At 71.9% G+C, this 12932-nt stretch carries 9 protein-coding genes; 5 read left to right on the forward strand and 4 right to left on the reverse strand.

Annotated elements, in window-relative coordinates; all coding sequences use genetic code 11:
- Positions 1-14: 14 nt before the first annotated feature.
- The 5 genes from AC07FJ_RS01670 to AC07FJ_RS01690 all read left to right on the forward strand — a co-directional run bounded on the left by AC07FJ_RS01670 (position 15) and on the right by AC07FJ_RS01690 (position 7260).
- The gene (locus AC07FJ_RS01670; RefSeq protein WP_479044171.1) at positions 15-941 is read left to right on the forward strand and encodes a sirohydrochlorin chelatase; all 927 of its coding nucleotides are present in this window, start codon (positions 15-17) and stop codon (positions 939-941) included.
- A 37-nt stretch (positions 942-978) separates the two neighbouring features.
- A complete protein-coding gene (locus tag AC07FJ_RS01675) occupies positions 979-2385 on the forward strand; it encodes a deoxyguanosinetriphosphate triphosphohydrolase (RefSeq protein WP_479044173.1) in 1407 nt (468 codons plus the stop codon).
- Between the two features lie 170 nt (positions 2386-2555).
- Entirely contained in the window at positions 2556-3824 is a 1269-nt protein-coding gene (locus AC07FJ_RS01680) for an NAD(P)/FAD-dependent oxidoreductase (protein WP_479044176.1), read from the forward strand.
- A 38-nt stretch (positions 3825-3862) separates the two neighbouring features.
- Complete coding sequence (gene dnaG, locus AC07FJ_RS01685) at positions 3863-5770, forward strand: DNA primase (RefSeq protein ID WP_479044178.1); 1908 nt, start codon at positions 3863-3865, stop codon at positions 5768-5770.
- Positions 5771-5859: 89 nt separating this feature from the next.
- Positions 5860-7260, forward strand: coding sequence for an RNA polymerase sigma factor (locus AC07FJ_RS01690; RefSeq protein WP_479044181.1), 1401 nt, complete (start codon positions 5860-5862; stop codon positions 7258-7260).
- A 66-nt stretch (positions 7261-7326) separates the two neighbouring features.
- Here the strand turns inward: AC07FJ_RS01690 and AC07FJ_RS01695 are convergent, their stop codons facing one another.
- The 4 genes from AC07FJ_RS01695 to AC07FJ_RS01710 all read right to left on the reverse strand — a co-directional run bounded on the left by AC07FJ_RS01695 (position 7327) and on the right by AC07FJ_RS01710 (position 12853).
- Positions 7327-7569 carry a hypothetical protein gene (locus AC07FJ_RS01695; RefSeq protein ID WP_479044183.1) on the reverse strand — a complete coding sequence of 81 codons (243 nt, stop codon included), beginning with the start codon at positions 7567-7569 and terminating at the stop codon, positions 7327-7329.
- A gap of 43 nt (positions 7570-7612) precedes the next feature.
- A complete protein-coding gene (locus tag AC07FJ_RS01700) occupies positions 7613-9550 on the reverse strand; it encodes an ABC transporter ATP-binding protein (protein ID WP_479044185.1) in 1938 nt (645 codons plus the stop codon).
- Positions 9550-11283: an ABC transporter ATP-binding protein gene (locus AC07FJ_RS01705; protein WP_479044186.1), complete on the reverse strand. Its 1734-nt coding sequence runs from the start codon at positions 11281-11283 to the stop codon at positions 9550-9552. The genes AC07FJ_RS01700 and AC07FJ_RS01705 overlap by 1 nt, the downstream gene beginning before the upstream one ends.
- 130 nt (positions 11284-11413) lie before the next feature.
- Positions 11414-12853 (reverse strand): FGGY family carbohydrate kinase, encoded by a 1440-nt coding sequence (locus AC07FJ_RS01710; RefSeq protein ID WP_479044188.1) that lies wholly within the window; start codon positions 12851-12853, stop codon positions 11414-11416.
- Positions 12854-12932: the final 79 nt, after the last annotated feature.

Here is a 12932-nt window from a genome sequence, read left to right on the forward strand (position 1 = left end):
GTGACCATCGGTTCATGACGGAGCCGACAGATCCCCGCACCTGCAGCGCATGCACCTTCGACTCCACCGCCCACCTGCTCAGCCGCATCACCGAGCAACTCGGTGCGCAGCTGAACCACCCGCAGCTGCGGCACCACCTCCACCGCAACGGAACGCGCAGGCCCATGACCACACCCGACCGCCCCACCCTCGTCGCCGTCGCGCACGGCAGCCGCGACCCGCGAGCGCTGCCGGCCGTGTCGGCCCTGCTCGACCGGGTGCGCGAGCTGCGGCCCGGCCTGCGCGTCCGCCTCGGGCACATCGAACTGAACGCGCCGCTGCTCAGCGACACCCTGCGCGACCTGGGCGGTGGTGACGCCGTCCTCGTACCGCTGCTGCTCAGCCGGGGCTATCACGTCAAGCACGACCTCCCCGGCGCGGCAGCCGCCGCCGAGCCGGGCCTGCGCGTACGCGTCGCCGGCCCCCTCGGGCCGCACCCGCTGCTCGTCGAGGCGCTCTATGCCCGGCTCACTGACGCGGGGTGGCGCTCCGACCACGGCATCAGCCGCAGCACCGGCGTGGTGCTCGCCGCCGCCGGCTCGCGCGACCCCGAATCGGCTGCGGACACCCGCCGCACGGCCCGGCTGCTCAGCGAACGGCTCGGCGGCGTGCCCGTCGTCCCCGCGTACGCCTCCGCCGCCTCGCCGACCGTCCCGCAGGCGATCCGCGCGCTCACCGCCCGTGGCCGCCACCGCATAGCCGTCGCGTCCTGCTTCACCGCTCCCGGCCTGTTCGCGACGCGCGCGGCCGACGCCGCGCCCTGGATCGCCTCCGCCCCGCTCGGCCCACATCCGGCCATGGCCCGTCTCGTCCTGCACCGCTATGACCAGGCCGTCGAGCGGGCCGAGACCACCCGCGGGGCCACCGACTTCCCGCTCTCTCTGGAACTCGCTTCCGCTTGACGGGTTCGCTGTCAGTGCCTGCGGTTACCTTCAGTGCATGGAAGGTCCTGACGAGAAGGCTGGCGAGACGGCGTACAACACGACGCACCACGGCAACGCGGCGAAGCACCATGACAGCGCGGCGATCCACCACGACGACGCGGCGACGTACCACGACGCCTACGACGCCTACGACACCTATGACGCCGCGGCGACCGAGCGCTGGGCCGCCGAGCCCGACAAGCGGCCCGGCCGCACCGCCTTCCAGCGCGACCGCGCGCGCGTGCTGCACTCCTCGGCGCTACGCCGTCTGGCCGGCAAGACGCAGGTCGTCACCCCCGGTACCCGCAGCCCGGCCTGGGACGCCAGCCCCCGCACGCGGCTCACCCACTCCCTGGAGTGCGCCCAGGTCGGCCGGGAGCTGGGCGCCGCACTCGGCTGCGACCCCGACCTCGTCGAGGCCGCCTGCCTCGCCCACGACATGGGGCACCCGCCCTTCGGGCACAACGGCGAACAGGCGCTCAACGACTTCGCCAAGGACTGCGGCGGCTTCGAGGGCAACGCCCAGTCGCTGCGCCTGCTCACCCGCATCGAACCCAAGCGGTTCGTGCCCAGCGCGGCGACCGGAGACCTCGTCAGCGTTGGCCTCAACCTCACGCGCGCCACCCTGGACGCCGCCACCAAGTACCCGTGGCCGCGCGGCGCCCACCCCACCGAGCCGGGCTCCCCGAAGTTCGGCGTGTACGAGGACGACCTGCCGGTCTTCGAGTGGGTGAGGCAGGGCGCGCCACGCCACCGCAAGTGCTTCGAGGCCCAGGTCATGGACTGGTCCGACGACGTCGCGTACTCGGTGCACGACTTCGAGGACGGCCTGCACGCGGGCCACATCGACCCCAACATGCTGCTCGCCGAGCCGGAGCGTGCCGACATCTGGCGGGTGGCCATCGGCAGGTACGTACAGGAGGACACCGATCCGCAGGAGCTCGCCGACGCCCTCGACCGGCTCATCGAGCAGGAGTGGTGGCCGCACGGCTACGACGGGACGGCCGTCGCCCAGGCCCGCCTCAAGGACGCCACCAGCCAGCTGATCGGCCGCTTCTGCCTGGCCGCCGAGGGCGCCACGCGGCAGGCGTACGGTTCGGGCCGCCTCACCCGGTACGGCGCCGCGCTCGTCGTGCCCCGGGAGACCCGCAACGAGTGCGCGGTGCTCAAGGCCGTCGCCGACCGTTACGTCATGCAACGCGCCGAGCAGGAGGCGCTGCGCGCCGACCAGCGCATCGTGCTCGCCGAGCTCGCCGAGGCGCTGACCATACGGGCGCCCGAGGGCCTGGACCCGCAGTTTCGCGCGCTGTTCGACGCGGCGCCGGACGACCGCGCCCGCAAGCGGGTCATCGTCGACCAGATCGCCTCGCTCACCGACGCCTCGGCCCGTACCCTGCACGCCCGCCTGGCGACGCATCGCTGAGCGGCCGTGGCCCCACCGCCGCGGCCGAGCCGCCATGCCTCGGACGCCCATGCCCGGGCCGCCGCCGCCGAGCGGCTGGAGTCGACCGGCCGCACCCGATCGCCGTAGCCAAGCGGGAGCATCACGGCGGCGTAGCGTGGAAAACGCCCTGAACCGCAAGGAGGTACCCAGTGGTCGACGCACCGCGCACCTTCGTCATCGTCGGGGGGGGACTGGCCGGCGCCAAGGCGGCGGAGACTCTCCGTTCCGAAGGCTTCACCGGCCGCGTCATCCTCGTCGGTGGCGAGCACGACCACCCCTACGAACGCCCGCCGCTCTCCAAGGGCTACCTCACCGGCAAGGAGGAGCGCGACAGCGCCTTCGTCCACGAACCGAGCTGGTACACCGGCGCCGGGATCGAGCTCCACCTCGGGCAGCCCGTCACAGCGATCGACCGCGCCCAGAAAGCCGTGCACCTCAGTGACGGCACCACGATCCGGTACGACAAGCTGCTCCTCGCCACCGGTGCGGAGCCGCGCCGTCTCGACATCCCCGGTACCGGCCTGGCGGACGTGCACCAGCTGCGCCGGCTCGTCGACGCGGACCGCCTGCGGTCCACCCTCGCCTCGCTCGGCCGCGACAACGGCCATCTGGTCATCGCCGGGGCCGGCTGGATCGGCCTGGAGGTCGCCGCCGCGGCCCGCGGGTACGGCGCGGAGGTCACCGTCGTCGAACCGGAACCGACGCCGCTCCACCGGGTCATCGGCCCCGAGCTCGGCCAGTTCTTCAGGGAACTCCACGCCGACCGGGGCGTCCGCTTCCGCTTCGGTACCCGCCTTACCGAGATCACCGGGCAGGACGGCCTGGTGCTGGCCGCCCGCACCGACGACGGCGACGAGCACCCGGCGCACGCCGTCCTCATCGCCATCGGCGCCGCCCCGAACACCGCCCTCGCCGAGGCCGCCGGACTCGACCTGGCGGACCGATCCGAGGGCGGAGGCATCGCCGTCGACGCCTCCCTGCGCACCTCCGACCCCGACATCCACGCCGTCGGCGACGTGGCCGGCGCCCTGCATCCCCTGCTCGGCTTCCGGCTGCGCGTCGAGCACTGGGCCAACGCCCTCAACGGCGGCCCCGCCGCCGCCCGCGCCATGCTCGGCCAGGACGTCTCCTACGACCGGATCCCGTACTTCTACTCCGACCAGTACGACCTGGGCATGGAGTACTCGGGCTGGGCCCCGCCCGGCTCGTACGACCAGGTCGTCCTGCGCGGCGACGCGGGCAAGCGGCAGTTCATCGCCTTCTGGCTGAAGGAGCGCCGCGTGCTGGCGGGGATGAACGTCAATGTGTGGGACGTCACAGAGACCGTTCAGCAGCTCGTCCGTTCCGGCGCCCCCGTGGACCCCGAGGCCCTCGCGGACCCCGCGACGCCGCTCGACGCCGTCGTGCCAGGCCCGTAGGCCGTCGTGCGCCACCCGTGGAACCGTAGAATTCGTGCGTGGCAGGCGGCAGGATCAACGATGACGACGTGAAGGCGGTACGGGACGCGGTCCCGATCGACGCCGTCGTGTCCGAGTACCTCCAGCTGCGCAACGCCGGCGGCGGCAACCTCAAGGGCCTGTGCCCCTTCCACGACGAGAAGTCCCCCTCCTTCCAGGTCAGCCCCAGCAAGGGCCTCTTCCACTGCTTCGGCTGCCAGGAGGGCGGCGACACCATCGCCTTCGTGATGAAGATCGACCACCTCTCCTTCTCGGAGACGGTCGAGCGCCTCGCCGCCAAGGCGGGCATCACCCTGCGGTACGAGGAGGGCGGGTACACCCCCGGCCACCAGCGCGGCGAGCGGATCCGCCTGATCGAGGCCCACAAGGCCGCCGCCCAGTTCTACGTCGAGCAGCTCGACAGCGCCGAGGCCGAGATCGGCCGGAAGTTCCTCGCCGAGCGCGGATTCGACCAGGCTGCCGCCCAGCACTTCGCCGTCGGCTACAGCCCCGCCGGCTGGGACCACCTCACCCGCTATCTGCGCGGCAGGGGCTTCTCCGACAAGGAGCTCATCCTCTCCGGCCTCTCGCAGGACGGCCGCCGCGGCCCCATCGACCGCTTCCGCGGACGCCTGATGTGGCCGATCAGGGACGTCGGCGGCGACGTCGTCGGCTTCGGCGCGCGCAAGCTCCGCGACGACGACAACGGACCCAAGTACCTCAACACCCCCGAGACGCCGATCTACAAGAAGTCCCAGGTCCTGTACGGCATCGACCTGGCCAAGAAGGACATCGCCAAGTCCAGCCGGGCCGTGGTCGTCGAGGGGTACACCGACGTGATGGCCTGCCACCTCGCCGGAGTCACCACCGCCATCGCCACCTGCGGCACCGCCTTCGGCGGCGACCACATCAAGATCCTTCGCCGGCTGCTGATGGACAACGGCTCCGCCCGCGTGATCTTCACCTTCGACGGCGACGCCGCGGGCCAGAAGGCCGCCCTGCGCGCCTTCGAGGACGACCAGAAGTTCGCCGCCGAGACCTACATCGCCATCGCCCCCGACGGCATGGACCCCTGCGAGCTGCGTCTCGCCAAGGGCGACGAGGCCGTCCAGGAGCTCGTCGAGCCGCGCACCCCGCTCTTCGAGTTCGCGCTGCGCCAGATCGTCGGCCGGTACGACCTGGAGACCCCGGCCGGCCGCGCCGCCGCGCTCGACGAGGCCGCGCCGATCGTCGCCCGCATCAAGAACGTCGCCTCGCAGCACGAGGTCGCCGTGCAACTCGCCGGCATGCTCGGCATCCTCGACACCCAGTTCGTCGTCCGGCGCGTCGCCCAGCTGGCCCGCTGGGCCCGGGACCGCGGCGGCCGGGGCCCGGCGCCCGCGAACCGCCCGGCACCCGCACCCCAGGCGCACACCCACGCCCCCACCGCTCCCTCTGGGCCCGCGCTCAACCTGCGCAACCCCGTCCATCAGACCGAGCGCGAGCTGCTCAAGCTCGCCCTCCAGTACCCGGCCCTGGTCTCGCCGGCCTTCGACGCGTACGGCGTCGACGAGTTCACCGCCCCGCCGTACGCCGCCGTGCGCCAGACCATCGCCGACGCGGGCGGCGCCGAGCAGGGCATCGACGGCAGCACCGACTACCTGACGCGAGTCCGGGACGCCGCACCCAACGACACGGTGCGCGCTCTGGTCACGGAGCTCGCCGTGGAGGCGATCCACGGGCGCGTGGTCGACGAGACGTACGCGGGTATGCAGCTCGTCGCCGTCCGCCTCCGTGCCGTGGACCGCCGCATCCGCGACGTCCAGGGCACCCTCACCCGCCTCGGCGCCCACGGCGAGCCGGAGCGTCTGGCGGCCGTTCAGAACGAGCTGTGGGTGCTCCAGCAGTACGCCCAGTCGCTCCGCAACCGCGGTTCCGACGCGCTCTGACCGCGTAACCGCCCGGTCACGCACCGCCCGCAAAAAGTGCTCGCACGCCCCTCGTGGCGGCGATGTGTCGTACCCCACACTAAGGGGCGGTGCCTGAGTCCTCGGAGCGCGGCCGGTCCATAGACGGTGGACCACTCATCCCCGCGGATCCGCTCATCGTGTACGGGACGGAACAAAGCGGCACGGCCGCCGCAGCCGTCCCGCTGCCGCACGCCCCCGAACCGGCAGCGATCACCCTGGAGGTCGCCCCCGTGCAGACCCAGACCCTGACCGACATCGACTCCGCCACGGCCGCAGCCACGGGTCCCTCCGCAGCAGCAGCAGCCGCAGCCGCTGCCACTGCCCTGGCCGTACCCGTGCAGGCCCTGTCGCCCCACCATCCGGAAGCACTCCTCGACGTCGCGGCCACGGAGGACGCCTCCGACCTCCCGGAGATCACCGACATCGCCGACGTACCCCACATCGCCGAAGCCGCCGAAGCCGCCGACGCCGCCGAAGCCGCCGACGCCGCCGACGTGGTCGAAGCCGTCGAGCCACCCGCGGGCCGCCCCGCCGCCACGGCCGGGACCGGCGGCAGCGGGCCCTCCGCCGACCTCTTCCGCCAGTACCTGCGCGAGATAGGCCGGATACCGCTCCTCACCGCCGCCGAGGAGGTGGAACTGGCCCGCCGCGTCGAAGCCGGCCTCTTCGCCGAGGAGAAGCTCGCCGGCACTCCGGACCTGGACTCACAGCTCGCCCTCGACCTCGACCGGCTCGTCGTCATGGGCCGCATGGCCAAGCGCCGCCTCATCGAGGCGAACCTGCGCCTCGTCGTCTCCGTGGCCAAGCGCTACGTCGGCCGCGGCCTGACCATGCTCGACCTCGTCCAGGAGGGAAACCTGGGCCTGATCAGGGCCGTGGAGAAGTTCGACTACGCGCGCGGCTACAAGTTCTCGACGTACGCGACCTGGTGGATACGCCAGGCCATGTCCCGCGCCCTCGCCGATCAAGCCCGCACCATCCGGGTCCCGGTCCATGTCGTCGAGCTGATCAACCGGGTCGTACGGGTCCAGCGCCGCATGCTCCAGGAGCGCGGCTACGAACCGACCCACGACGAGGTCGCCGCCCACCTGGATCTGCCGCCCGAGCGGGTCGGCGAGGTGCTGCGCCTCGCCCAGGAGCCGGTCTCTCTGCACGCACCGGTCGGTGAGGAGGACGACGTCGCGCTCGGCGACCTCATCGAGGACGGCGACGCCACGTCCCCCGTCGAGTCCGCGGCCTTCATGCTGCTGCGCGAGCACCTGGACGCGGTGCTCTCCACCCTCGGCGAACGCGAGCGCAAGGTCGTCCAGCTCCGTTACGGACTGGTCGACGGCAGGCCCCGCACCCTGGAGGAGATCGGACAGATCTTCGGCGTGACGCGCGAACGCATCCGCCAGATCGAGTCCAAGACCCTCGGCAAGCTACGGGACCACGCCTTCGCGGACCAGCTGCGCGGCTACCTCGACTGACCGGTCAGAAACCCGCCAGAAAGAGGCAGGCTTCAGGCGCAGGCGATCAGAAGTGACCGCACCTAGTCACGAGTGGTCGGCGGAGCCTTGCTTGCGGCGTGAGGCGTCCACCCCGGCGCCGACCGCCGCCCCCAGGCTCAGCCCCAAGGCGATGCCCAGCCCCAGGTTGTCGCTCAGCTGGCCCAGGCTGATTCCCAGCGCCACCCCGATCGGCATCCACAGCGCCAGCCCCGTCCCCGCCCGGCTGCCGTCCGGCCGCGCGCCCTCGCCCGTTTCCGCCGTGTCCCCTGTTTCCCCCACGTCCCCCATGTCCCCCATCTCCCGTTGCTGTGCTTCGCCGTCACGCGGCCGGTCAGTCCACCTCGGCGACCGCTTGCGCGAACTGCGCCGCGTACAGGCGTGCGTACGCGCCCTCCGCCGCCAATAGCTCCGCATGCGTCCCCTGTTCGACGATCGCACCATTCTCCATCACCAAGATCACGTCCGCGTCGCGGATCGTCGACAGCCGGTGAGCGATCACGAAACTCGTCCGCCCGTGCGCCAGCCGCGCCATCGCCTTCTGGATCAGCACCTCGGTCCGCGTGTCCACGGAGCTCGTCGCCTCGTCCAGGATCAGGATGACCGGGTCCGACAGGAACGCCCGCGCGATCGTGATCAGCTGCTTCTCACCCGCGCTCACCCCCGCGCCCTCGTCGTCGATGACGGTGTCGTACCCGTCCGGGAGCGTCCGGATGAACCGGTCCGCGTGCGCCGCCCGCGCCGCCGCCTCGATCTCCTCCCGCGAGACCTCGCGCGAGCGCGGCGCGCCGTACGCGATGTTGTCGGCGATCGTGCCGCCGAACAGCCAGGTGTCCTGGAGCACCATGCCGATGCGCGACCGCAACTCCTCGCGCGACAGCGTGGTCGCGTCCACCCCGTCGAAGAGGATCCGGCCGCCCGTCACCTCGTAGAACCGCATCAGCAGGTTCACGAGCGTCGTCTTGCCCGCGCCCGTCGGGCCGACGATGGCGACCGTCTGCCCCGGCTCGACCGTCAGCGACAGGTCCTCGATGAGCGGCTTGTCCGGCTCGTAGCGGAACGACACCTTCTCCAGTGACACCCGCCCCGCCGGCTCGAAGACCCGCCCGGCCACCGGCGCGGCGTCCGGAGCCTGCTCCTCCGCATCCAGCAGCTCGAAGATCCGCTCGGCGGACGCGACCCCCGACTGCACCAGGTTCGCCATCGACGCCACCTGCGTCAGCGGCATCGAGAACTGCCGCGAGTACTGGATGAACGCCTGCACGTCCCCGATGGACAGCGTCCCCGACGCGACCCGCAGCCCGCCCACCACGGCCACCAGCACGTAGTTGAGGTTCGACACGAAGAACATCAGCGGCTGCATGAGCCCGCTGTTGAACTGCGCCTTGAACCCGGCCTCGTACAGCGCCTCGTTCTGCTCCCGGAAGCCCTCGGCAGCCTCCTCCTGCCGCCCGAAGACCTTCACCAGCGCGTGCCCGCTGTACATCTCCTCGATATGGGCGTTGAGCCGGCCCGTCGACTGCCACTGCCGTACGAAATGCGGCTGCGACCGCTTGCCCACCCTCGTCGCCACCACCACCGACAACGGCACGGTCACCAGCGCGACCAGAGCCAGCAGCGGCGAGATCCAGAACATCATCGCCAGCACACCCACGATGGTCAGCGCCGAGTTGATCAGCTGGCCCATGGTCTGCTGCATGGTCTGCGAGATGTTGTCGATGTCGTTCGTTACACGGCTCAGCACCTCGCCGCGCTTGGCCCTGTCGAAGTACGACAGCGGCAACCGCTCCAGCTTCGCCTGGACGTCCTCGCGCATCCGGTACACGGTCCGGTTGATGACCTTGATCGACAGGCGTGTCGACACCAGCATCGTCACACCGGCGCCCACGTACACCCCCAGCACCACCAGCAACACCGCACCCACGGCGCCGAAGTCGATCCCGTGCCCGGGCGTGAAGGCCACCCCGGACAGCATGTCCGCGAGCCCGTCGTCACCCTTCGCCCGCAGCGCCTCCAGCGTCTGCTCCTTGGAGGCGCCCTCCGGCATCCCGCGCCCCACCACCCCCGCGAAGATCAGGTCCGTGGCCTTGCCGAGGATCATCGGCCCGACCACCGACAGCGCCACGCTCACCACACCGGCCACCAGCATCAGCCACAGCGTGGCCTTCTCCGGCGCCAGCTGCCGCAGCAGCCGCCTGCCCGACCCCTTGAAGTCCATCGACCTCTGGTCGGGGCCGCCGCCGGCCATCATCCGTCCCGCCGGCCCCGCCATCAGGCTGCCTCCGCTTCCGTCAGCTGGGAGAGCACGATCTCCCGGTACGTCTCATTCGCCGCCATCAGCTCCTGATGGCGTCCCGCCCCCACGACCCGGCCCTCGTCGAGGACCACGATCCGGTCGGCGTCGCGGATGGTCGACACCCGCTGCGCCACGATCACCACCGTCGCGTCCGCCGTCTCGGCCGCCAGCGCCGCGCGCAGCCGCGCGTCCGTGGCGTAGTCCAGCGCCGAGAAGGAGTCGTCGAAGAGGTAGATCTCCGGCCGCTGCACCAGCGTCCGCGCGATCGCCAGCCGCTGCCGCTGCCCGCCCGACACGTTCGTCCCGCCCTGCGCGATCGGCGCCTCGAGACCGTGTTCCAGCTCCCGTACGAAGTCGGCGGCCTGCGCCACCTCCAGCGCGTGCCACAGTTCCTCGTCCGTGGCGTCGGGGTTCCCGTACCGCAGGTTCGTCGCGATCGTCCCGGAGAAGAGGTACGGCTTCTGCGGTACGAGCCCGACCGTGCGCGCCATCAGCGCCGGGTGGAGCGCGCGCACGTCGACCCCGTCGACCAGCACCTCCCCGCCCGTCGCGTCGAACAGCCGCGGCACCAGCCCCAGCAGCGTCGACTTGCCGCTGCCCGTCGAGCCGATGACCGCCGTCACCTCGCCGGGCCGGGCGACCAGATCCACCCCACGCAGCACCGGCTCCTCGGCGCCCGGATAGCGGAAGTCTGCGTTCCGTATCTCCAAGTGCCCGTGGCGGACCAGCTCCCGTACCGGCGATGCCGGCGGCACGACGCTCGACTCGGTCCGCAGCACCTCCTCGATGCGCTCCGCGCACACCTCGGCGCGCGGCACCATCATGAACATGAAGGTGGCCATCATCACAGCCATCACGATCTGCATCAGGTACGCGAGGAAGGCCGTCAGCGCCCCGATCCGCATCTCGTCACCGTCGATCCGGTGCGCGCCGAACCACACCACCGCGACGCTCGACACGTTCACCACGGTCATCACCGTCGGGAACATCAGCGCCATCAGCCGCCCTGTAGCCATGGACACGTCGGTCAGAGCGCCGTTCGCCGCCCCGAACCGCTCCCGCTCGTAGGCGTCCCGCACGAAGGCCCGGATGACCCGGTTGCCGGTGATCTGCTCGCGCAGCACCCGGTTCACGGCGTCGAGCCGCTCCTGCATCGTGCGGAACAGCGGCCGCATCCGCTTCACGATGAGCGAGACGGAGACGCCGAGCACCGGCACCACGGCCAGCAACACCGCCGACAGCGGCACGTCCTGCCCGAGCGCCATGACGATGCCGCCCACGCACATGATCGGCGCCGACACCATCAGCGTGAACGACATCAGCACCAGCATCTGGACCTGCTGGACGTCATTGGTGGTACGCGTGATGAGCGACGGCGCCCCGAACTGCCCGACCTCCCGGGCCGAGAACGACTGCACCCGGTCGAAGACCGCCGCCCGCACGTCCCGGCCGAGCGCGGCCGCCGTGCGCGCCCCGTAGTAGACGGCGCCGATGTTGCAGACCACCTGCACCACCGAGACGGCGATCATCACGGCGCCGAACCGCAGGATGTAGCCCGTGTCGCCGGTGACGACACCGTTGTCGATGATGTCGGCGTTCAGGCTGGGGAGGTAGAGGGAAGCGCAGGTTTGCAGGAACTGAAGGACCACCAACACGACGATGGGCCGCTTGTACGGCCCTAGGTGGCGTCGAAGAAGTTGTCTGAGCACACCATCAACTATCCCCACCGCCCGGGCCGGTTACGAGCCGATTTCCCAGAACAAGGGGCGGCGACGAGCCCCGGGCCGCCCGTGCCGCGAAAACCCGGGCCGCCCGTGCCGCGAAAACCCGGGCGGGCGCTCAGGCGTCGAACGCGCCCGGGTGCAGCTGGTCCCGCGTCGCCCCGTACTGCTGCCGCACCGCCTGCCCCACGGCCAGCTCCTCGCCCGGCTCGAAGACCTGCATCGCGGCCGCCTGCCAGGCCGGCGGCGCCTGCGGGGACAGCACGCCGTGCGACGCCCCCAGCGCCCACGCCGCCTGCCGCGCCGCGCCGAGCGCCGCGTAATCCGCCGGCTGCGGTACGACGACCTGGGCGCCGAAGATCGCCGGCGCGGCGGCCTGCACGGCGGGCAGCTCGGCGGCCGCCCCCAGCAGGAACACCCGCCGCACCTCCACACCGCGTCCGCGCAGTACGTCCATCGCGTCCGCGAGCGAGCACAGCATGCCCTCGAAGGCGGCCCGCGCCAGGTGCTCCGGCTTCATCGACTCGCGCCGCAGGCCGCTCAGGGTCCCCGCCGTGTGGGGCAGCTGCGGCGTCCGCTCGCCTTCCAGATACGGCAGGAGTACGAGCCCGGACGCGCCCGGCGTCGACTTCAGCGCCAGCGCCGACAGCTCCTCCAGGCTGTCCACGCCCAGCATCTCCGCGGTGCCGCGCAGCGCCCGTACGGCGTTCGAGGTGTGCACGACCGGCAGGTGCATCCCCGCCGCGTCCGCGAACGCCGTGATCATGCCGCGCGGATCGGCCAGTGCCTCGTGGTGCACGGCCATCACCGACCCCGACGCGCCGAGGGACACCACGGCGTCACCGAGCCCGAGTCCGAGCCCCAGCGCGGCGGCCATGGTCTCGCCCGTCCCGGCGGAGATCAGCAGCCCCTCGGGCGTGATCCCCGCGGCCTCGGCGGGCCCCAGCACCTCCGGCAGCGCGGCCTGGTGCCCCAGCGCCAGCTCCACCAGATCGGGCCGGTACGCACCGGTGCCGGCCGACCAGTAACCCGTACCGGAAGCCGCCCCCCGGTCCGTCGTACGGCGCGCCGGCCGCCCCAGCAGCTGCCACACCAGCCAGTCGTGCGGCTGCATCACCATCGCCACACGCGCCGCCGCCTCCGGCTCGGTACGCGCCAGCCAGCGCAGCTTCGCCACCGGCTGCGCCGCCTGCGGTACGCAACCGACGGCCTCGGCCCATGCCTGACGGCCGCCGAACGCCTCGATCAGGTCCGCGGCGGCCACCTGCGCGCGCTTGTCATTGCCGACCAGGGCCGGCCGTACCAGCGCCCCCTGCGGGTCCAGCGGCAGCAGCCCGTGCTGCTGCGCGGAGACGCCGATGGCCTGCACGCCCTCGAGCAGGCCGCCGGAAGCGGCCTCTCCGAGGGAGAGAAGCCACGCCTGCGGGTCCACCTCGGTGGCCTTCGGCTCGACGGGATGCGGCGCGTAGCCCTGTCGCAGTACGGCGCCCGTGTCCGTGTCACAGACGACGATGCGCGTGAAACCCGACGAACTGTCCAACCCGGCGACTATCCCCATGGGCATAGATTCTGCCGCACTCGGGACACACGCCGACCCGCCAGGCACCGCGGCCGGTCGCCACCCGTCGGGGTGCCAC

The sequence above is a fragment of the Streptomyces sp. NPDC045998 genome, assembly GCF_056430285.1.

What these genes read in the sequence shown, in the direction of transcription:
- AC07FJ_RS01675 (WP_479044173.1), top strand. Translation starts at nt 979, where the DNA reads ATGGAAGGTCCTGACGAGAAGGCTGGCGAGACGGCGTACAACACGACG.
- AC07FJ_RS01710 (WP_479044188.1), bottom strand. Translation starts at nt 12,853, where the DNA reads ATGGGGATAGTCGCCGGGTTGGACAGTTCGTCGGGTTTCACGCGCATC.
- AC07FJ_RS01695 (WP_479044183.1), bottom strand. Translation starts at nt 7,569, where the DNA reads ATGGGGGACGTGGGGGAAACAGGGGACACGGCGGAAACGGGCGAGGGC.
- AC07FJ_RS01700 (WP_479044185.1), bottom strand. Translation starts at nt 9,550, where the DNA reads ATGGCGGGGCCGGCGGGACGGATGATGGCCGGCGGCGGCCCCGACCAG.
- AC07FJ_RS01670 (WP_479044171.1), top strand. Translation starts at nt 15, where the DNA reads ATGACGGAGCCGACAGATCCCCGCACCTGCAGCGCATGCACCTTCGAC.